Here is a 20,304-nt window from a genome sequence, read left to right on the forward strand (position 1 = left end):
ACCCTCGCCAGAAAGACGAGGGTATAAGATCAGCCCATTACCGCAGTACTAAGGCGACAGGTGCAGCAGCGACGTCCCTGCTCGTCAAAGACTACTATTTCCCAGCTCTGGCTCTGACGGCCGAGATGCAACGGCTGGCAGACGCCGCGCACTTTACCCTGAGAAACCGGGCGATGGTGGCTGGCGTTAAGCTCGGTTCCCACCACGCACTGGCCTTCGCGGGTCATCAGGTAACCCGCCATTGACCCCAGCGTTTCCGCCAGCGCCGCCGACGCCCCACCGTGCAGCAGGCCGAAGGGCTGATGAGTGCGGCTGTCGACCGGCATTTCGGCTTCCAGCGTCTCGTCGCCGATCTTCGTATAGACAATGCCCAGATGGGCCACCATGGTATTCAGGCTGGTGGCATTCAGCTCCTCAAGGGAGAGATGACGTTTCCAGATCATCAGGCCCCCAGCGTCGAGCCGCCGTCCACCACGATATCCTGCAGCGTGATATGGCTGGCGTGGTCAGAGGCAAGGAACAGAACCGTACTGGCGATCTCCTGCGGACGGGCGATTTTACCCAACGGGATCCCCAACTTAAACTGCTCGCCGAAGCCGCGAATACGCAGCTGTTCGGCGTCGTCACTGGTCCACAGCGTGCGCTGCATATCCGTATCGGTTGAGCCCGGAGAGACCAGGTTGCAGCGCACCCGCGCCGCCGACAGCTCAAGGCCGACGGTCAGGGCCAGGCTTTTCAGCGCCGCCTTCGAAGCACCGTAAGCGCTCATGCCCAGACGCGGAGTATGGGCCGCATCGGATGAGACGGTCACAATCGCCCCGCCCTGCTGGCGGCGGAACTGCGGGATCGTCTGCTGGAACAGGTTAAACGCCCCGCCGACGTTGACCGCAAAGGTCTGCTGCCAGGCTTCCGCCGTCAGCGCCTCGGTCGGCCCCATATGCAGGATCCCGGCGGCGTTAACCAGCACGTCGAGCAGGGTCAGGTTTGCCAGCAGGCGGCCGCAAACCTCTGCGACCTGAGCCGCATCGGCGATATCCAGCTGCTCGGTGGCAAAGGGATAGTCCTGCTGGCCAAAAGCGAGATCGAAACCGGTGACGCTGGCACCGGCCTCGCTAAAGGCTAACGCCGTGGCATAGCCGATGCCTTTACCGGCCCCGGTCACCCACACCGTTTTGCCGGTAAAATCGAAACCGGACATTACTTCACCTCGCGGGACAGCAGCGCCCACCAGGCATCGATTGACGGATTTTTTGCCAGCATCACAAAATCGATATCGGCGAACGCTTTGCGCCAGCGGGCGGCAAGCGCCATCATGCGCACGGAATCAAGGCCGTAGTCGATCAGGTTTTCATCATCCATCGGCTCGTCGGATTCATCGAGCAGAGGCAGGATCAGCGCACGCAGCGCGGCTTTGCTGGTCGGGACCGGCAACAGTTCTTCAGTCATCACGACTCTCCCGGAACGCCCGGCTACGTATTTCAGGGCCATCAGATGCTCTTCGCGGCTGAAATCCGCCAGCGCATCGGCAACCATAAAGGGTTTGATATCGCGCATAAACGCATCGGTGGCGGTGGTCATGCAGCCGATATGAGCGTAAACGCCGGTGATCAGCAGCTGGTTGCGGCCGGTCTCTTTCAGCATCTCCTCCAGCGGCGAGCGGTGGAAGGCGCTGTAACGCCATTTCACGAGCACCGTATCGGCGTCATCCGGGGCCAGAGCCGCAACGACCTTCTGCTGTTCCGGAGAACGGGTCAGACCCGGTCCCCACATATCGTTGAGCAGAGCGCGGTCTTCATCGCTCTGTTCTTTCGGCTGAGCGGTGTAGTACACCGGGATATTGTGCTGTTTGCAGAACTGACGCAGGGCGGCAATATTGGCGACCACCTTCTCCATCATTTCGCAGTTTTCGCCCCAGAAGCTGACGAAATAATCCTGCATATCGTGGATCAGCAGCGCGGCGCGCTCAGGCTCAAAGGCCCAGCTGACTTTGTTCTGCGGAATGTCCGCTGCGTCCGGCAGCGCATAAGCCTGCAGCTTCGGAATGGCCATCTTGTCTTCTCCTTCAGGCCAGCGTGCGGTCAGCCAGCCGCTGGCGTAATTGTTTTTTATCCACTTTACCAACCGGCGTCAGCGGTAACTCATCCACGCATTCGACGCGATCCGGCAATTTAAACTCGGCGATCCCCTGCTGACGCAGGAAACGGCGCACGTCCACAGGACGCAGAGGCGCGCTGACCACCAGGAAAGCACAGCTTTTTTCACCCAGCAGGCTGTCTTCCATACTGACCAGCGCGGCATGGATCACCGACTCGTGGCGCAGAAGCAGGTTTTCGATCTCCTCGGCGGCGATCTTCTCTCCGCCGCGGTTGATCTGATCTTTCTCACGCCCCTGGACGGTGATATAGCCCTGGTCATCGATGGCGATCAGATCGCCGGAGCAGTAAAAACCGTTGGCATCAAACGCCTGAGCATTATGCTGCGGGCTATTGAAATAGCCCCGGAAGGTGTACGGTCCGCGAGTCATCAGACGCCCCACTTCCCCCGCCGGGAGCGGGTTACCCTGCTCATCGGCGACCCAGACTTCATCGTCCGGGCTCATCGGACGGCCCTGGGTGTTATTGATCCGCTCCGGCGTATCGTCGAGCGCGGTGTAGTTCACCAGCCCTTCTGCCATGCCAAATACCTGCTGAAGCTGGCAGCCAATCTCCTGCGGAATACGGGCGGCAAGGGTAGCGGAAAGCCGCGCCCCGCCAACCTGCAGCAGCGTCAGCGTGCGCAGTTGCTGATTGCTGCCCCACTCGGCAATCGCCTGTAACCACAGGCTGACCGCAGGCGGCACCAGCGCGGTGACCGTAATCTGATGCTGTTCGATCAGCGGGAAACAGAGCGTGGCGCTCGGATCCGCTGCCAGCACCACGCAGCCACCGGCCAGAAACACGCCCAGCGCGCCGGGAGAGCTCATCGGGTAGTTATGGGCCGCCGGGAGCGCGCACAGATAGCGGGTCTGCGCCGTGAAATGGCACACCTCATTACTGCGGCGGATGCTGTAGTAGTAATCGTTATGGGTGCGCGGGATCAGCTTAGGCGTGCCGGTACTGCCGCCGGAGAGCTGGAAAAACGCCACCTCATCGGCAGGCGTGGGCGTTGCGACTGGGATCGCTGCCGGTTCGGCAATCGCCGACTCCAGGGCGTGCTCGCCGTTATCGCCGCGCAGCAGCACCACGCGGACAGAGCAATGTTCAGCGACAAACTGATTAAGAAACTCATCATTGCCGAACAGAGCATGCGCGCGATCGGCAATCAGCAGGGTCGGTTCGATCTGCGTAGCGTAGGCGTTCAGCTCGTTGCGCTGATGGCTGAACAGAGCATTGACCGGCACAATACCGGCTTTCAGCAGCGCAAACAGGGTCACGTAAAATTCCGCGACGTTACCCAGCTGTACCAGTGCCGTTTCACCAGGCTGAACGCCATGACGCAGAAGAGATGCCGCCAGGTTATCCGCCTCACGGTTAAGCTGGCGGTAGCTGTACTGGCGTTCACCGTCGATCAGCGCCGTCTCGTCGCTATCGGCATGGCGCGTCAGAATATCGCTGAGCGGCAAATCCAGCCAGTAACCTTTCTCACGATAGCGCGCCGCGAATTCGTCGGGCCAGCGGGTAAAGGGAAGGGTCATTATTGCTCCTTACTGCAATCCAAAAACATTAAGCATGGTCGAGAGTTTGACGCCGGTTTCACGCCATTCGGCGGCCGGTGAAGAGGCAGGGACAATCCCGGCTCCGGCAAACAGACGCACCCGCTTTTCATACAGCCGCGCACAGCGAATGGTCACTACCCACTCACCGTTACCTTCGGCATCGCACCAGCCGACAATCCCGCCAAAGAGTTCGCGATCGAACGGCTCAAGCTGAGTAATCAGGGATTTTGCCGCCTCGTGCGGGAAGCCGCTGAGGGCCGGCGTCGGATGCAGCAGGCAGGCCAGAGTCAGGGCGTTTTCGCCGTCGAGGGCCTGGCCTTCAATGGGCGTCGCCAGATGCCAGAGCGTCGGAGTCGTGATGAGCTGCGGAGAATCCGGCAGGGTCAGCTGAGCGCTGCGGGCCGAAAGCTGTGTGCGCATGGCCTGGGTTACCAGATCATGCTCGTGACGATCCTTTTCCGAAGCCAGCAGCTTGTTACCGGCTTCGCGATCCAGCATATCGTCCGGCTGACGACGGGCCGAACCCGCCAGCGGCAGAGAGCTGAAGACGTCTCCCTCTTTACGCAGCAGCAGTTCAGGGCTGGCGCCCAGCAGCACGCTGCCGTCAGGGAGCGGGACGTGGAAATTAAAGCTGGCCGGGTTCTGGGCGATCAGTCGTTCCAGCAGCGCACCGCTGTTAATTTTCTCGGCGGTGGTAATGTCGTTCAGGCGCGACAGCACCACTTTATTCACCTGCGGGGTAGCGGTGAGCCGTGCGGCCTCTTCCACCATCGCCATAAACTGCGCCTGCTCCGGAATAGCGGTTCGCGCAGTGACGTTCAGCTGCGTTCCGGCAACATAGCGCGACGAGCGCTGTTTGTCCGGACGCGAGAAGGCCTCACAGCTTTCCGGGATAAACAGCGCGGAAGGCTGCGTGGTATCGAACGGGATCGCGCCTACCATTACCGGATTTTTAATACCCGCGCTTTTGGCGTCGCTAAACGCCTGGGTCAGTTTTTTCTGGAACAGACTGTTGCGGTCGTCCCCGCCTGCGGCAGGTTCAGAAAAACGCGCGAAACAGCCCGAAGTCGTAAAACTGCGGTACGGCGACATAAAGAAGAAGCTGTCTGACGGCAGAAGTGCCGATGTCTGCTGTATTTCCTCTGCCACTGAGGTCTCCATACTATCCTCCGAAAACGATATTTAAGAATAATTATCATTTCTATTTAGCCGCTAACCTAAAAGTAAACACTGGCCGTGTCAACAGCGCGCAGTGCGGTTATAGCGGTATTGCTTGCATCCACAGGATACAACACTGAAAATGAGACGCATTAACCTCAACAAAAACAGGATGCCGCCCCGTGACATTTCGTTCTTTTTGCCATCAGGTTGTGCTGATATCGGCGTTTCTCATTTCAGGATTAAACTCAGCGCAGGCCGCCGACTGGCCGCGCCAGGTCACCGATAGCCGGGGTACGCATACCCTCGAGCAAAAACCGATGCGGATTGTGTCCACCAGCGTGACGCTGACCGGCTCGCTGCTGGCGATTGATGCGCCGGTCGTCGCCAGCGGCGCCACCACGCCGGGTAACCGCTTTGCCGACGATCAAGGCTTTCTGCGTCAGTGGGGCGATATCGCCAAATCACGTCAGCTGGCCCGGCTCTATATCGGCGAGCCGAGCGCCGAAGCCGTCGCGGCGCAAATGCCGGACCTGATCCTGATCAGCGCCACCGGCGGTGACTCCGCGCTGGCATTATACGATCAGCTCTCCACCATCGCCCCGACACTGATCGTCAACTATGACGATAAAAGCTGGCAGGAGCTGCTGACTCAGCTCGGCACTATCACCGGCCAGGAAAAGCAGGCCACCGCGCGGATCGCCAGCTTTGATAAACAGCTGGCCGAGGTTAAACAGCGAATGACGCTGCCGCCGCAGCCGGTTAGCGCGCTGGTCTACGTCGCTGCCGCCCACGGGGCTAACCTGTGGACCGCTGAATCGGCCCAGGGCAAACTGCTGGAGCAGCTCGGTTTCACCATCGCCACCCTGCCCGCCGGACTCACCACCAGTAAAAGCCAGGGCAAGCGTCATGACATTATCCAGCTTGGTGGCGAAAACCTGGCGGCCGGGCTGAACGGCCAGACCCTGCTGCTGTTTGCCGGTGACGAAAAAGACGCCAGCGCGGTTTACGCCAATCCGCTACTGGCTCATCTCCCACCGGTCGCGGAAAAGCGGGTCTATGCGCTCGGCACCGAAACCTTCCGTCTTGACTACTACAGCGCCACCCTGCTGCTACAGCGGCTGGCAACGCTGTTTGGCTAATTAGCGTGCGGACGCCTCCACCACCGGAGGCGTCTGGCGAAAACGTCTAAGTTCCCCGAGCACCACCAGCAGTATCAGTCCCACCAGCATCAGACTCATGCCACCCACGCTTGCCGACGCCACCGGCGTCATTACCGCTCCGAGACCACCCAGCACCGCCGCACCAATGGCGTCGCCGGTCACGTTCTGCGCCGTCCAGAGCCCGTTAATACGCCCGAGCATCGCTTCCGGGGTCTGGGTCTGCAGCAGGGTGTATTGCAGCAGAGAGCTAACCGCGCTCAGCCAGCCAAACAGCGCCAGGCAAAAGACGCCCAGCGCCCAGACGGGCATCAGGCCAAACAGCGCGATGGTCAGGAACGATCCCACCGTCGCCAGCAGCATTACTAAGCCGGGACGCGCGTGATGAGCAAGATTACCGCTGGTCAGGGCACCCAGTGCCGCACCGAGCGGAATAGCCGCGTACAGAAAACCAATCTGCGCGGCGGACATCTGCCAGTTCTGCGCCAGAGCCGGATAGAGCACACGGACCGCGCTGGCCATCGTCAGCAGACCGCCGAGCAGAGCGATACCGCCCACCAGCGGGTTTTGCAGCAGAAAACGAAATGCCGTCAACAGCGAGGTCAGCGGATGCTCGCGCTGCTGCGGCGGTGGCGGTAATAGCGGCAGCGACAGCAGCGGCAGCAGGGTGATAAAAGTCCCGATAGCCGCCAGACCATAGTTCAGGGAGACGTCGCCGCTGGCCAGCAGCAGGCCACCGAGCATAGGTGAAATCACCGAGCCGAGGCGCACCGTCAGCATGGTGATCGCCCCCGCCTGCATCAGATTCTCACGACCAACAATCGCCGGGGTTGCCGCCAGCAGCGCGGTGACGCCGAGAGAGGCGAAGAAGCCATCCCATATCCCCAGCAGATAGATTGCCAGCAGGGAAGGCTCCGGCAGCTGGGCGTTAAGCCACAGGCCAATAAAGCCGATACCACAGGTCGCACGGGAGATCAGGATCAGTTTTTTACGTTCAAGGCGGTCAGCAAGCACGCCACCGGCCATCAGGCCGATAAACATGGTACCACCGGTCAGGGTCACCGCGAGGCCTACCTGCCAGGTCGACTGAGTCATCGCCTGGATCTGTACGGGCACGGCAACGCCCAGTAACCCCAGAGACACGATGGAAATAAAACGGGCAAGGAACACGGCGCGAAATGCCGGATGCGTTTGTAAGAGGCTGAGGTTGAGCAGCCAGGATTGTCGGTTCATTACAACGCCTTAATACGAACTTTTATTACCAGGTCAGAGGGCGCACATGCTACCATAAACGCACTGAATCGATAACGATAATTAGAATCATTAGCGTACACACCCGCAAATGACGCCGTGTACGTCAGGGAAGTTGTTATGTCATTGACCCCCTCCGCGGCTCGCGCACTTGCCCTGCCCGGCTTAATTCTGCTGTTACTCATTGCTGTCGTTCTGAGCCTGCTGATTGGCGCAAAATCACTGCCGTTTACCGTGGTGGCAGATGCGTTTATCGGTACCTGCCAGAGCGCGGACTGCACCATCGTGCTCGATGCGCGTCTGCCACGCACGCTGGCCGGTTTGCTGGCCGGCGCCGCCCTCGGCCTGGCCGGTGCGCTGATGCAAAGCCTGACCCGTAATCCGCTGGCCGATCCGGGCGTTCTCGGCGTCAATGCCGGGGCCAGCTTTGCTATCGTCCTTGGTGCGGCCTGGCTTGGGATCTCCTCTCCCCACGAACAGCTTCTTCTCGCTTTCTGCGGCGCGCTGGCCGCGTCGCTGCTGGTGGCCCTGACGGGCAGTCAGGGCGGCGGCCAACTTAGCCCGGTTCGCCTTACCCTCGCGGGCGTTGCCCTCGGTGCCGTGCTGGAAGGTCTCTCCAGCGGTATCGCCCTGCTTAATCCCGTTGTCTACGACCAGCTGCGCTTCTGGCAGGCCGGCTCGCTGGATATCCGTACCCTGGAAACGCTGAAAGTGGTGGTCGTGCCGATTCTCGTCGCGGGCAGCGTGGCGCTGATGCTCAGCCGTTCGTTAAACAGCCTGAGTCTCGGCAGCGATACGGCAACGGCATTGGGGAGTAAAGTCGCACGCACGCAGCTCATCGGCCTGCTGGTGATAACGGTCCTGTGTGGTTCCGCCACCGCAGTTGTCGGGCCGATTGCCTTTATCGGTCTGATGATGCCGCATATGGCGCGCTGGATGGTCGGGGCCGATCACCGGTGGTCTCTGCCGGTCACGTTACTTGCCACCCCGGCTCTGCTGCTGTTTGCCGATATTCTTGGCCGCCTGCTGGTGCCTGGCGAGCTGCGGGTTTCCGTGGTCAGCGCCTTCCTCGGCGCACCGGTGCTGATCTGGCTGGTACGTCGCCAGCGTAATGGAGGTGGCGCATGATGCCCGTCTCACGACGCTTGCTGACCAGTTGCCTGCTGCTAACCGTTACCGCCCTGGTGCTTATGCTGTGGAGCCTGCAGCGCGGCGCGGTCAATCTGGAGTTCGGCCAGGTGCTGGCAGCCCTGACCGGCGATGCGCCGCGTAATATCACCCTTGTTGTCACGGAGTGGCGTCTGCCTCGTGCGCTGATGGCCCTGCTGATCGGCGCCGCGCTCGGCGTCAGCGGCGCTATTTTTCAGTCCCTGATGCGTAACCCGCTGGGCAGCCCGGATGTGATGGGCTTCAATACCGGCGCATGGAGCGGCGTGCTGGTGGCGATGGTGCTGTTTGGTCAGCACCTTACCGCGATTGCCTTTGCGGCGATGGCGGGCGGCATTCTCACCTCTCTGCTGGTCTGGCTGCTGGCCTGGCGCAACGGCATCGAAACCTTCCGCCTGATTATTATCGGGATTGGTATTCGTGCCATGCTGGTGGCGTTTAATACCTGGCTGCTGCTGCACGCCTCGCTGGAAACGGCGGTCACCGCCGGGCTGTGGAATGCGGGATCGCTAAACGGCCTGACCTGGGCTAAAACCTGGCCTTCCGCGCCGCTGCTCCTGCTGATGCTGGTGTTTTCCGGGCTGCTGGTCCGCCGCCTGCGGCTGCTGGAGATGGGTGACGACAGCGCCTGCGCCCTCGGCGTGAGCGTCGAGCGATCCCGACTGCTGCTGATGCTGGTCGCCGTCGTACTCACCGCCGCCTCCACCGCGCTGGCCGGGCCTATTTCGTTTATTGCGTTGGTTGCCCCGCATATCGCCCGCCGCCTCAGCGGCACGGTGCGCTGGGGACTGACCCAGTCAGCGCTGTGTGGCGCAGTCCTGTTGCTGCTGGCCGATATTGCCGCGCAGCAGGCCTTTATGCCGTATCAACTTCCGGTTGGCGTTGTCACCGTCAGCCTGGGCGGTATCTACCTTATTGTGCTGTTAATTCAGGAGTCCCGTAAAAAATGACCGCGACTGTAGCCCGCCTGCATGGCGATAGCTTAACGCTCGGGTATGGCAAAAAAACCATTGCCGAGTCGCTCTCCGTCACCATCCCCGATGGACATTTTACGGCAATTATCGGCCCTAACGGCTGCGGCAAGTCGACCCTGCTGCGCACGCTGAGCCGCCTGATGACGCCGCTGGAAGGCAGCGTCTGGCTCGATGGCGAGCTGATCCAGAACTACGCCAGCAAAGAGGTTGCGCGGCGGATTGGCCTGCTGGCGCAGAACGCTACCACGCCCGGCGATATTACGGTTCAGGAGCTGGTGTCACGCGGACGCTATCCGCATCAGCCGCTGTTTGCGCGCTGGCGTGAAGAGGATGAGCAGGCCGTCAAACGTGCGATGACCGCCACCGGCATCACCGATCTGGCGAATCGCAGCGTGGATACGCTCTCCGGCGGTCAGCGACAGCGAGTGTGGATCGCCATGGTCCTGGCCCAGGAAACGTCGATTATGCTGCTTGACGAGCCGACCACCTGGCTCGATATCGGCCATCAGATCGATCTGCTGGAGCTGCTGAGCGAGCTAAACCGGGAGAAGGGCTATACGCTTGCCGCCGTCCTGCACGACCTCAACCAGGCCTGCCGCTACGCCACCCATCTTATCGCGCTGCGTGACGGCAAGATCGTGGCACAGGGCGCACCAAAAGAGATTGTGACGGCGGAGCTGATTGAAGCCATATACGGTTTACGCTGCACCATAATCGACGATCCTGTGGCGCAGACGCCGCTGGTGGTGCCGCTGGGACGACGGGGATAAAGACAAAGAGGTAATGCCTTGACCCGCCTCCTTTATCTCAGTCCAGATTAATAGCCCGCAGCGGAAGACCAGCTCTGGGCATCACTTTTTGGCAGCGTCAGCTGCGTTATGGCTTCTCCGCCAGCCTCATCGGCATCCTCTCCGCTCGCCAAAAACTGAACTACCGACTGCTTTAACAACTCGATAGACGGCGTCGCATAACCCGTATCCGGCTGCGGAAGGGGAATATCATAGTCGAGGTAATTGCTGACATCCTGTGAAAGCCAGCTGACATCGCTGAACTGAATTTCATCAACGAGATAAGTGTTGTTCTCTGTAAAATAGTGTTCGACAGTGATTGGGTCGCTACCGTTGTGAAAGGACAAAATCAGACTATCGTCGTCACGGCTGAGCGCGACGTCTTCACTCTGAATGTCATCGGTAAAACGCAGAGTATTCAGGCCTGCAAGGATAGCTGCACTTTTTGTCACCGGCGGTGTCTGCGTCTGCGAGACCAGATCCGCCACCGTCCAGACCGTACCATCGGCAAACTGCACCTGCTGGAGTGGGTTGTAATAGCCGTCCGGTTTGTCGGATGAGAAGAAGTCCTCGACCAGAATAGAGTCAGTGCTGTTCACCAGCCTCAGCAGCAGCCCGCTGCTACCGCTGCGTCTGACCGTCACATCATCCACCGTGATACCGGCGTCAAACACCAGGGTGTTCGTCTCCGCAATGTTGTGCCAGGACCCCCGCAGGATATCCTGACCGTCTCCACGGCTGAACAAATAAGTGTCGTTTCCAGCTCCGCCGTTCAGGACATCGTTCCCGGTGCCTCCCGCCAGAACATCGTTACCTGCCATCCCGTACAGGACATCATCACCGCCAAGGCCGTACAGTACATCCACCCCGGACGTGCCCCTGATACTGTCCGCACTCTCCGTCGTCTGCAGTGCCCTTCCTACCAGATCGGCCACCGTCCAGACCGTGCCGTCGGCAAATTGCACCTGCTGGAGCGGGTTGTAATAACCGTTCGGCGTATCGGAGTAGAAAAAGTTTTTTACCAGAATATAATCGGTGCTGTTCACCAGCTTCAGCAGCAACCCGCTGTCCCCGCTGCGTCTGACCGTCACATCATTCACCGTGATACCAGCCTCAAACTTCAGGATGTTTACCTCAGCATTGCTGCCATAGTCACCGCTGAGGGTGTCCTGCCCGTCTCCCCGGCTGAACACATAAATGTCGTTTCCGGCCCCGCCATTCAGGACATCGTTCCCGGTGCCTCCTGCCAGAACGTCGTTACCTGCCATCCCGTACAGGACATCATCACCGCCCAGACCGTACAGAACATCCACCCCGGACGTGCCCCTGATACTGTCCGCACTCTCCGTCGTCTGCAGTGCCCTTCCTACCAGATCGGCCACCGTCCAGTGCGTGCCGTCGGCAAACTGTACCTGCTGGAGTGGATTGTAATAACCGTTCGGCGTGTCGAAGTAGAAAAATTCCTTCACCAGAATAGAGTCAGTGCTGTTCACCAGCCTCAGCAGCAGATCGCTGCTACCGCTGCGTCTGACTGTCACATCATCCACCGTGATACCAGCCTCAAACTTCAGGATGTTTACCTCAGTACTGCTGCCATAGCTACCGCTCAGAGTGTCCTGCCCTTCACCCCGGCTGAACACATAAATGTCGTTTCCGGCCCCGCCATTCAGGACATCGTTCCCGGTGCCTCCCATCAGAACGTCGTTACCTGCCATCCCGTACAGGACATCATCACCGCCCAGGCCGTGCAGTACATCCGCCCCGGACGTGCCCCTGATACTGTCCGCATTCTCCGTCGTCTGCAGTGCCCTTGCCACCAGATCCGCCACCGTCCAGAGCGTGCCGTCGGCAAACTGCACCTGCTGGAGCGGGTTGTAATTTCCATTCGGCGTATCGGAGGAGAAAAAGTTTTTTACCAGAATATAATCGGTGCTGTTCACCAGCCTCAGCAGCAGCCCGCTGTCCCCGCTCCGTCTGACCGTCACATCATCCACCGTGATACCGGTGCCAAAATTCAGGACGTTTACCTCAGCATTGCTGCCATAGTCACCGCTGAGGGTGTCCTGCCCGTCTCCCCGGCTGAATATATAGGTGTCATTTCCGGCTCCGCCGTTAAGCGTGTCATTTCCCGCACCACCCAACAGATAATCATCCGTCGCCTTACCGTTAAGCACATTATTCTCATCATTGCCAAAAAGAACGGCACCAGCAATCCCGAACCGTTTACGCTCTTCAGCAAGGGAGGGCATATATTCCAGCTGCGCATAAAAAACCTTCCTTACCTGTAAGTAGCGTTCAATATTGGTTTCTTTTAACGTCTCAAGGCGGGCTTCGAAGACAGCGAAATTGTATGTTATTCCGCTTGTATCGGATTTTATTTCGAGGCTGATACTGGAAAACTCCTCCCGATACAACGTCTGTGACAGTAAGCTGGCCTCAATATATTTTGCAAAACGCACGTATTCATTCTTAAGCACGCCCGCCGCATTTTGTAGAGGATTGACCGTACCATTTGTCACATTTTTATAGGGTTCTCCGGTGGCTGATTCGAGTACCGCCAGATAGCGGGCATCAATATTGTTGCCCCTGCTACCAGCAACGACATTCGTCACGCCAGCCCACTCAAAGATAATATCCTGTAATAAAGCCTCCGCATCTTCCTCTTGCGAAGTCGATATATACTTTTCGACCATCCCCCGCAGCGCGGTATTCTGGCTCATCGCAACGTGCAGGTCCGTCATATTGCCAAAACCACGAATATAGGGAAGCGCGCGGACCTCTGCACTGATATTGACCACTCCGTCATAGCGCGTATACCCGGTGTTTGTATTGAACCAGACATCGGCGCTTTTTCCGACAGAGTCATCGGCCCAGGTGACACTTCCCGTCTGTTTATGCGCATTGTCCTGGCTATCAATAAAGTCCGTGTTTTTATACCCGGTAGCAATAGAGGCCACGCCGGCCTGTTCCAGCGAGCGCAATTCCCCCTCATCCACCCGACCGTTGCTGTTCGCGTCCTGCCAGACCTGAAGCTGCTCCCAGATAGCATCGCTGCTATCCAGCTGGCCATCATTGCTCTTGTCCAGCTCTCTGAGCGCCTCGTAACCATTTTTTGCCAGCAGCCCATTTTCAAGCTCGGTGTTATTGCCGAAAAGTTCACTGCCGTTATCAATCACACCGTTGCCATTACGATCCAGCACCAGCAGGCCATCATCCGCGCTGACCCAGCCGGTGTTTTCCGCAAAAAGATTATTATCGTGATCGAAAAAGATCCCCGCTTTGACGGAGAGCGTTTCGATACCATCGCCGTCAAGATCGAGAATCACAGGTGAGGTGGTGTTTTTAGCGGGTGACAGACTGGGACCGGCAACTCCGTTACCGCAGAGATCCGGGGGCAGATTTAACGGTAAAGGATTGTAATCAGTATCATCTAAGGATGCTGGTGCCCAATACCCCCAGACCCCGTCATTTTGAGGTAAATTAAGCCCCGCATAACACAAGGACAAATCCACAGCGGTATTAGAGTTGTGGGTTAAGCGATTATATTCCTCTTGACCATTTAGCGAGGCCATCTTTTCTTTTATCTTGTTCCAGAATTCAGAAAGATCGTCACTCTCTATGATTGTCTCAAAATGATGCAGTTTATCTTTATCATAATCTTTGTAGCCATCTTTATATTCAGAATGTTCTGTAATAAGTTTACCATAATCACCTAGCTGGCTTTCTGGCCCACCTCTTACGCTATATCTCTCTCCGTTAACATTCGTATATACAATGTATTTATGATAAAACCCATACCTCAGAAATATGTAGCCAACCTCTATTTTTTCAATGTTTGCACTCATCATCAAACTCCCTTTATCTAATACCCCAGTGTAGATCCCCGGACACCTCTGTGACCTTGCCATCATTAATATGCGCATATATTCCAGCATGAAAAACATCTACTATGCTAATGATGTCATTGTAGTAAACGTACACAAAATATATAAATCCTTCCCCGACATCAGGATGTAACTCCATCCTGATATTTGAAAATTCACACTCGAGCCTTTTCTGCGCAGTCGTTGCATCCTCAGCAATATAAAAATAATCAGCTATCAATTCCTCAGGTACTTTCTCAAGTCTTAATGTAGGATTTAATCTTTTATTTTCATCCAACTTCAACCACAAATATAATTTATAAGAAAACTTTCTTTTTAATGACTCCGCTCGGGAAAAAGAATCAAGGCACTGTGGTTTTTTTATAACAATATCTAGATTCTCTATAACAGCATGGTAATTATGTCCATACACGCTAACCTGGACGCAGGTAAACCAGGCCACGAAAACAACGGCCAGGCCCAGAACCACAAGCGCTGTACTTTTAATTCTCTTCCTTAACTTGATAACTCTCCTCATGCTCAGCCCATCCTTTGATAATTCCTTATCTGTCCATTAAGCGATCTAATAGCGCTCTGCGTCGCAATGATTCATTTAAAATATGCTTACCGGAATTACATTGATAATGTCAATTACATTTCAGGCAGTTCCGCTTCCTGATAATGTCATCGCCTTAAGACATGTCAATAACACATATAAACATACAAAAGAAAAAACAGTAATCTTCTTTAAAGATAACGCCTCTCATTTCAGATATGTCAAAACATATCTGAAAATAAGTCATTTACACTTTTTTAGGATAAATATTATCTATTGCATCAGCATCGCTGATGAAAAATCCCCGGCATATAGCCGGGGATGAGGATATAAAAGGCAGTATTAAAGGAGGGCGTTAATCTAATAACTCCCGCAGCTGCGGCCCAATCGTTTCAAACGCCTGCGGTGAGATAATATCCACGTGGGCACAGTCCTGTGTATACACCTCCAGCTCACCGACCCACGGGCCCCAGGCGCGATGCGGATCCATCCCGGCGGGTAGCGTGCGCTCGGCGACAAAGAGCGTGGCTTTGCCATCGAAAGGCTGGCTGTGGGCGGTGGTCAGCAGACGGACCGCATCGGCATAGTTCCCTTCAATAGCGTTAAACAGTTCGCTGCTGCCCTGCCCCTGTTGCGCGGCAATAAACGCCTCGCGCTCGCGGGCAATCTCCTCCAGTACGGCAGGATCCAGTCCGTTAGCCTCTTTTTCCGCCCAGTTTTGCGTTTCCGGCGGCCAGGTATCCAGCAGGCCTAAGAATGCGACCTCTTCCCCACGCGCCCGCAGCCGGGCAGCAATACCCTGCGCAAGCGTCCCACCGAGAGAGTAACCAAACAGGTAATAAGGCCCGTGAGGCTGGATCGCCAGCAGGGTCGCCAGATGCTGCTCGCAGACCGCATCCAGCGTGGCGGCGGTCGCCATCGGCCCGTTGGGTCGCGGAGACTGAATCCCGGTAATGGACCAGCGCGGGCTGAGATAGCGCGCCAGGACGCTAAACTGCCAGGCAAAACCGGAGGCCGGGTGGAAGCAAAACAGCGTTGGCCCGCTGCTTTCGCGCAGCGGCAGCAGGGTTTCATAGCCCAGACGCTGTGTCTGCTCATCGCTAAGATCGGACTCCAGCAGCGCCGAAAGCTTCGCCACCGTGGAGGCAACCATGACCTGTCCCGGCGTGACCTGTCGCGCAAACTGGCGGCTCAGCATCGCGGCAAGACGCATCGCCAGCAGAGAGTGACCGCCCAGCGCAAAGAAGTCAGCTTCAATATCCTGTACCTCGCAGCCCAGAAGCTGGCTGAAGGCGTCGGCAACCTGGGTTTCCGTGCCCGGCAGCGGCGCGCGACCCGAGGTCGCAGAGGTGAGCTGCGGCAGCGGGAGCGATTTGCGATCCAGCTTGCCGTTAGCGCTCAGAGGCAATTCACTGAGCTGAAGCAGCACCACCGGCACCATATGCGGCGGCAGCTGCTGACGCAACTGTTCCAGCAGAGGTTCCATCGCTATCGGCAGCCCGGAATCAGCAACGATATAGCCCACCAGCTGACGCGCATCGCCGCCGGTAGCCGCCGCCTGATTAAACACGCAGGCGTGAGTCACCGCCTGGACCACGCCCGGCAGCGCCTGCATTGCCCTGTCAATTTCCCCCAGTTCGATACGTTGACCGCGAATTTTTAGCTGATCGTCACTGCGGCCCAGATATTCCACCGCGCCGTTCTCCAGCCAGCGGGCGACGTCCCCGGTGCGGTACATCCGCTCGCCGGGCGCAAAAGGATCGGCAATAAAGCGGCTGGCGGTCAGATCCGGTCGGCCAAGGTAGCCCTGGGCCAGCTGGATGCCGGTCAGATAGAGATCGCCTGCCACGCCCGGCGGCACCGGATGCATCAGGGCATCGAGGATCCGCAGACCGGTATTCCACACCGGGAAGCCAATCGGCACACTATTGCCGGTCACTGCCGCAAGCGTCTCGCCAAAGGCCGGATACCAGCTGACATCCACCGCCGCTTCGGTTGGCCCGTACAGGTTATGCAACGGCGCACCGGTTAACTGCTCCCACTCCCGACACAGATCCGTCGGTAGCGCTTCACCGCTGCAGAATACGCGTTGCAGCGTTCGGCAGCTTTCGGCGCTTTCCGGCGTCAGCGAGGCGACAAAGGCCGCCAGCATCGAGGGCACAAAGTGGGTCGTAGTTACGCCATAGCGGGCAAAGAATTCCTGCATCGCCAGCGGGTCGCGATGCGCCTCCGGCTCGGCCATGACCAGCTTAGCCCCGGCGATAAACGGCCAGAAGAATTCCCAGACGGAGACGTCAAAGCTGCATGGCGTCTTCTGCGCCACCACGTCCGCTGCCGTCAGAGGATAATGATTTTGCATCCACAGGAGGCGGTTAACGATGGCGGTCTGTCCGACCATCACCCCTTTTGGCCTACCGGTCGAGCCGGAAGTGAAAATAATATAAGCGGTATGCTCAGGGCGGGAGAGCGCGAGAGATGCCGTCTCTTCAGTCGGCAGCGGTGTGCTGTAGCAGAGGCTGTCGAGATCCGGAATATCGCTAAAGCGACTCAGCTGATCTTCAGAGGTGATCAGCAGAGAAGGCTTCGCGTCCTCCAGCATCATACGCAGGCGGTCGTCCGGATAGCCGGTATCGAGCGGCAGCCAGGCGGCACCGGCTTCAACAATGCCGTGCAGGGCGAGGGTTAAAAAAACCGAGCGCGGCAGCGCCACCGCCACGCTGTCGCCGGGACGCACGCCCCGCGCACGCAGCCGCTGAGCCAGGGCCTGCACCTGCTGGCGCATCTCCCGATAGCTAAAGGAAAAACGGGCATCCGCAAGAGCCGTTGCATCCGGCGTTTTTTGCGTCTGCTTCGCCACCAGGCTACTCAGCGTCTCCGTCGGCAGCATCACGGCAGTATCGTTAATCCGCGTCAGATGATGATGTTCCTCTGCGGTAAGCAGATCTGCATCGCCACAGCGCAGCTGAGGATCGGCGGCAAACTGCTGAACCAGCTGAATAAGGCGCCCGGCATGACCTGCCAGCGTCGCTTCATCATAGCGGGCCTTGTTGGCCAGCAGCTCGATCGTCAACCCGCCCTGCTCATCCGGGAACAGCGCCATCTCCAGATCGTTAACCGGTCCGGTCGCCAGGGTGTGGGTGACGGCGCTGACGCCATCAAGACTGAGCTGATAATCAAATACTTTGATATTGAGCACCGGCCCGAACAGCGGTTCGTCTCCGGCCGGTCTGCCGCTGTCGCGGACAATCTGCTCGGCATCATAGCGTTGATGACGACGCATTTTTTTCAGCTGTCCGGCCAGGCTGGCGGCCAGCTGTGACAGGGTCGCGGCAGGATCAATATGCACCGCCAGAGGCAGAACGTTCAGTACCGGTCCGGTGGCGCACAGCGCCGCCGAGCCCATTCGACGCATAAAGATAAATCCGGCGGCGTAATCGTTACGCCCGCACAGTCGACCCAGCCAGAGGGAAACCAGCGCCAGGGCCAAATCGGCAGGCTGACTGCCGGGTGCAGCGGCGGCCAGCTGGCTGAAAGCCTGCCGGTCAGCGCTCAGTTTAAGGCGCAGAATATCGGTCGTCGCCGCGCGTCCCGGCAGCGGACTGGTGGAGAGCGAAGCCGGAGGCGGCAACTGACGGCGCTGCTCTGCCCAGAACGCCCCGTCGCGGACGTAAGCCTCACCGTTGCGATAGCGCTGATACTCTTCCACCACCTCGGCAAAGGGGGTAAAGGGCGAGGCGGGCGTTGATTCCTGACGACGCCATGCCTGATAAATTGCAGCGATCTGGCGGGTAATAGCCGGGAAACTGAAACCATCCACGACTAAATGATGATAACGCTGATACCAGTACCAGCGGTTATCCGCCACCTGCAACAGCTGATGGAAGACCAGCGGCTTACCGCTGTCCACACGCAGATCCTGGTTCAGATCGGCCTGCATCAGGGCCAGCGCCGCCGCGTGAGTATCGCGATGGCTACGCAGATCCGTAAGCTGTGGTGCGGCGAAGGTCAGCGTCTCATCCACCCACTGCCACACTTCCCCGTCATCTTCAGCAAAACGCATCCGCAGGGTATCGGCCTGCGCCATTCCGGCGACGATCGCCTTCGCCAGCAGCGCTGCGTCCAGCTCGCCGGTCAGTTCAACGTAGTGGGCCACGCTCCAGGCATTGGGCAGAGAAGAGAGTTTTTCCGCCATCCAGATCCCGGGCTGGGCGGCCACTAAAGGCATCCGCATACTCACTGGACCGCCTCCTGCTGTGCATAGTGGGAAGGAAGCAGAGTTTGCCAGTGCGTATCCAGCCACTGCTGACAGGCATCAGCCGACTGCGGCTCACACACTATCTGCCAGCCTTCCGGCAGCGCACACTGCTGCGGCCACAGGCTGAACTGCTGCTGCCCGTTTTGCAGCAGGTAAAATTGTCCCTGCAGATCGTCGAAGGGATTACTGAATTGCATACCACACTCCTGTGTTTAATCTCGGCTGTTATCAGGCGCAAGAAACGGCTGCCAAAGGCTAATCAACCCCGCAGTCAGCCCGCCGCGCCAGCACAGCGCATCGTGTCCGCCATCGACTTCACGCCAGATAAGCGACCGCTGCGACGGCTGCAACAGGGAAAAGAGTGTCTGGTTGGCGCGGAAAATAATCGGTTCTCTGGCACCCGCTTCCAGCACAATGCGCAGCGGCGGTGGCTGTAGCTCGCCGCTGGCCAGCTGGCGCGGGATCTCGCCCTGCTGGTGGTTGCCACGGTTTGGCCACCAGTAGGATCCGGACTGGCTCAGCACGCAGCCAAAGCGTTCGGGCCAGTGCAGACCGGCGTACATCGCCGCCAGTCCGCCAAAGCTCTGCCCGGCCACGAGGGTCCGTTCGGGAAGAGGGCTAAAGGGCGTCTGCGCGTGAATCATCGGCAGCAGCTCATCCTGAACGGCGAGCCAGAAATCGGGGTTGCAGGGGAGTTCTTCGCTGCGATGGACCGTGTCGATAACGTCAATCAACAGATAGACCGCAGGAGGCAGCCTGCCTTCGCGAGTCAGGCTGGCGAGGGCGGGCCAGACCGGCATGCTTTCCGCCCAGAATTGCCCGTCAAGCAGCAGCGCCAGCGGGCGTTCTTCGGGCTGCGCGTCGCCGGTGGTAAAGATCCAGACGCGGCGAAGGTTTCCCAGCCGCTGACTTTGCCACTCAATACAGCGCGCCGGCGTAAAGGGCACATCCTGGGCCTCCCAGCCGGGCTGAACCGGGGCCAGCGGCATTTCAAGCGCGGAGACGGCATGACCGCGTCCGCCCTTCCAGCTCTGACGGTTTAGCGGATCGGCTACGGCGCGGGGCAGCAGTTTTCGCCACCCTTCGCGCAGGGCCTGGCGGTCCGGGCCCGCGTCGGCAAAGGCCGCAGCGGGGAAATCATCGTCACGTTCAGAGGGGATCAGGCAGTAGCTGCCGCGCCAGGTCGGTGCCAGCTGCGTCTGCCACTGCCAGATATCGGTGCCCGGCAGGCGAGCCAGAGATTGCGGCATGGCGTTCTGATGGTGGTCGGTCACGCCGGTAATATAGATCCACACCCGCCGGATCGACGATGTGGCTTCGGTTCCTGACGGGTCACGCCACCAGAAGGTCACGCGGTACTGGTCGCCTTCCGGCGTCCATTCAGGGCCATTTTTCGCCCGCCACCAGTCATCACTTCCTGCTGCTAACGACACCACCG

General features: G+C 58.6%; 15 protein-coding genes. 4 read left to right on the forward strand and 11 right to left on the reverse strand.

What is annotated here, in order from left to right; genetic code table 11:
- Positions 1-29: 29 nt before the first annotated feature.
- Genes entH through entC form a run of 5 tightly spaced genes read right to left on the reverse strand, consistent with a single transcriptional unit; the run spans position 30 to position 4,855 of the window.
- Positions 30-443 (reverse strand): proofreading thioesterase EntH, encoded by a 414-nt coding sequence (entH, locus tag EDF81_RS10400; RefSeq protein ID WP_123348068.1) that lies wholly within the window; start codon positions 441-443, stop codon positions 30-32.
- Positions 443-1,198: a 2,3-dihydro-2,3-dihydroxybenzoate dehydrogenase EntA gene (entA, locus tag EDF81_RS10405; RefSeq protein ID WP_123348069.1), complete on the reverse strand. Its 756-nt coding sequence runs from the start codon at positions 1,196-1,198 to the stop codon at positions 443-445. The genes entH and entA overlap by 1 nt, the downstream gene beginning before the upstream one ends.
- The gene (locus EDF81_RS10410) at positions 1,198-2,049 is read right to left on the reverse strand and encodes an isochorismatase (protein ID WP_123348070.1); all 852 of its coding nucleotides are present in this window, start codon (positions 2,047-2,049) and stop codon (positions 1,198-1,200) included. The genes entA and EDF81_RS10410 overlap by 1 nt, the downstream gene beginning before the upstream one ends.
- 13 nt (positions 2,050-2,062) lie before the next feature.
- The gene (entE, locus tag EDF81_RS10415; RefSeq protein ID WP_123348071.1) at positions 2,063-3,673 is read right to left on the reverse strand and encodes a (2,3-dihydroxybenzoyl)adenylate synthase EntE; all 1,611 of its coding nucleotides are present in this window, start codon (positions 3,671-3,673) and stop codon (positions 2,063-2,065) included.
- Positions 3,674-3,682: 9 nt separating this feature from the next.
- Positions 3,683-4,855 (reverse strand): isochorismate synthase EntC, encoded by a 1,173-nt coding sequence (gene entC / locus EDF81_RS10420; RefSeq protein WP_123348072.1) that lies wholly within the window; start codon positions 4,853-4,855, stop codon positions 3,683-3,685.
- Positions 4,856-5,034: 179 nt separating this feature from the next.
- Between entC and fepB the strand changes: the two genes are divergently transcribed.
- Positions 5,035-5,994, forward strand: coding sequence for a Fe2+-enterobactin ABC transporter substrate-binding protein (gene fepB / locus EDF81_RS10425; protein ID WP_123348073.1), 960 nt, complete (start codon positions 5,035-5,037; stop codon positions 5,992-5,994).
- Here fepB and entS read toward each other — a convergent pair whose 3' ends face one another.
- The gene (gene entS / locus EDF81_RS10430; protein WP_123348074.1) at positions 5,995-7,245 is read right to left on the reverse strand and encodes an enterobactin transporter EntS; all 1,251 of its coding nucleotides are present in this window, start codon (positions 7,243-7,245) and stop codon (positions 5,995-5,997) included. It lies immediately after the preceding gene.
- A 138-nt stretch (positions 7,246-7,383) separates the two neighbouring features.
- Between entS and fepD the strand changes: the two genes are divergently transcribed.
- From fepD to fepC, 3 genes are read left to right on the forward strand one after another with little or no spacing between them, the layout of a single operon-like run.
- Entirely contained in the window at positions 7,384-8,391 is a 1,008-nt protein-coding gene (fepD, locus tag EDF81_RS10435; protein WP_123348075.1) for a Fe(3+)-siderophore ABC transporter permease, read from the forward strand.
- Positions 8,391-9,380, forward strand: a complete 990-nt coding sequence (gene fepG / locus EDF81_RS10440; protein ID WP_123349028.1) for an iron-enterobactin ABC transporter permease — start codon at positions 8,391-8,393, stop codon at positions 9,378-9,380. The genes fepD and fepG overlap by 1 nt, the downstream gene beginning before the upstream one ends.
- Positions 9,377-10,174, forward strand: a complete 798-nt coding sequence (fepC, locus tag EDF81_RS10445) for an iron-enterobactin ABC transporter ATP-binding protein (protein ID WP_123348076.1) — start codon at positions 9,377-9,379, stop codon at positions 10,172-10,174. Before fepG ends, fepC begins: the two co-directional genes overlap by 4 nt.
- A gap of 47 nt (positions 10,175-10,221) precedes the next feature.
- Here the strand turns inward: fepC and EDF81_RS10450 are convergent, their stop codons facing one another.
- The 5 genes from EDF81_RS10450 to fes all read right to left on the reverse strand — a co-directional run bounded on the left by EDF81_RS10450 (position 10,222) and on the right by fes (position 20,302).
- Positions 10,222-14,040, reverse strand: a complete 3,819-nt coding sequence (locus EDF81_RS10450; RefSeq protein ID WP_184999521.1) for a calcium-binding protein — start codon at positions 14,038-14,040, stop codon at positions 10,222-10,224.
- Between the two features lie 10 nt (positions 14,041-14,050).
- Positions 14,051-14,593, reverse strand: a complete 543-nt coding sequence (locus EDF81_RS23930) for a hypothetical protein (protein WP_148049922.1) — start codon at positions 14,591-14,593, stop codon at positions 14,051-14,053.
- A 373-nt stretch (positions 14,594-14,966) separates the two neighbouring features.
- Positions 14,967-18,848, reverse strand: coding sequence for an enterobactin non-ribosomal peptide synthetase EntF (entF, locus tag EDF81_RS10455; RefSeq protein ID WP_123348078.1), 3,882 nt, complete (start codon positions 18,846-18,848; stop codon positions 14,967-14,969).
- On the reverse strand, positions 18,845-19,063 hold the full coding sequence (locus EDF81_RS10460) for an MbtH family NRPS accessory protein (protein ID WP_123348079.1): 219 nt from the start codon (positions 19,061-19,063) through the stop codon (positions 18,845-18,847). The genes entF and EDF81_RS10460 overlap by 4 nt, the downstream gene beginning before the upstream one ends.
- A gap of 15 nt (positions 19,064-19,078) precedes the next feature.
- Positions 19,079-20,302 (reverse strand): enterochelin esterase, encoded by a 1,224-nt coding sequence (fes, locus tag EDF81_RS10465; protein ID WP_123348080.1) that lies wholly within the window; start codon positions 20,300-20,302, stop codon positions 19,079-19,081.
- Positions 20,303-20,304 lie beyond the last annotated feature (2 nt).

It is taken from the genome of Enterobacter sp. BIGb0383 (assembly GCF_003751845.1).
Lineage (GTDB): Bacteria > Pseudomonadota > Gammaproteobacteria > Enterobacterales > Enterobacteriaceae > BIGb0383.

What these genes read in the sequence shown, in the direction of transcription:
- entS (WP_123348074.1), bottom strand. Translation starts at nt 7,245, where the DNA reads ATGAACCGACAATCCTGGCTGCTCAACCTCAGCCTCTTACAAACGCAT.
- EDF81_RS10450 (WP_184999521.1), bottom strand. Translation starts at nt 14,040, where the DNA reads ATGATGAGTGCAAACATTGAAAAAATAGAGGTTGGCTACATATTTCTG.
- entA (WP_123348069.1), bottom strand. Translation starts at nt 1,198, where the DNA reads ATGTCCGGTTTCGATTTTACCGGCAAAACGGTGTGGGTGACCGGGGCC.
- fepG (WP_123349028.1), top strand. Translation starts at nt 8,391, where the DNA reads ATGCCCGTCTCACGACGCTTGCTGACCAGTTGCCTGCTGCTAACCGTT.
- EDF81_RS10460 (WP_123348079.1), bottom strand. Translation starts at nt 19,063, where the DNA reads ATGCAATTCAGTAATCCCTTCGACGATCTGCAGGGACAATTTTACCTG.
- EDF81_RS10410 (WP_123348070.1), bottom strand. Translation starts at nt 2,049, where the DNA reads ATGGCCATTCCGAAGCTGCAGGCTTATGCGCTGCCGGACGCAGCGGAC.
- entE (WP_123348071.1), bottom strand. Translation starts at nt 3,673, where the DNA reads ATGACCCTTCCCTTTACCCGCTGGCCCGACGAATTCGCGGCGCGCTAT.
- fepD (WP_123348075.1), top strand. Translation starts at nt 7,384, where the DNA reads ATGTCATTGACCCCCTCCGCGGCTCGCGCACTTGCCCTGCCCGGCTTA.
- EDF81_RS23930 (WP_148049922.1), bottom strand. Translation starts at nt 14,593, where the DNA reads ATGAGGAGAGTTATCAAGTTAAGGAAGAGAATTAAAAGTACAGCGCTT.
- fepC (WP_123348076.1), top strand. Translation starts at nt 9,377, where the DNA reads ATGACCGCGACTGTAGCCCGCCTGCATGGCGATAGCTTAACGCTCGGG.
- entH (WP_123348068.1), bottom strand. Translation starts at nt 443, where the DNA reads ATGATCTGGAAACGTCATCTCTCCCTTGAGGAGCTGAATGCCACCAGC.
- entC (WP_123348072.1), bottom strand. Translation starts at nt 4,855, where the DNA reads ATGGAGACCTCAGTGGCAGAGGAAATACAGCAGACATCGGCACTTCTG.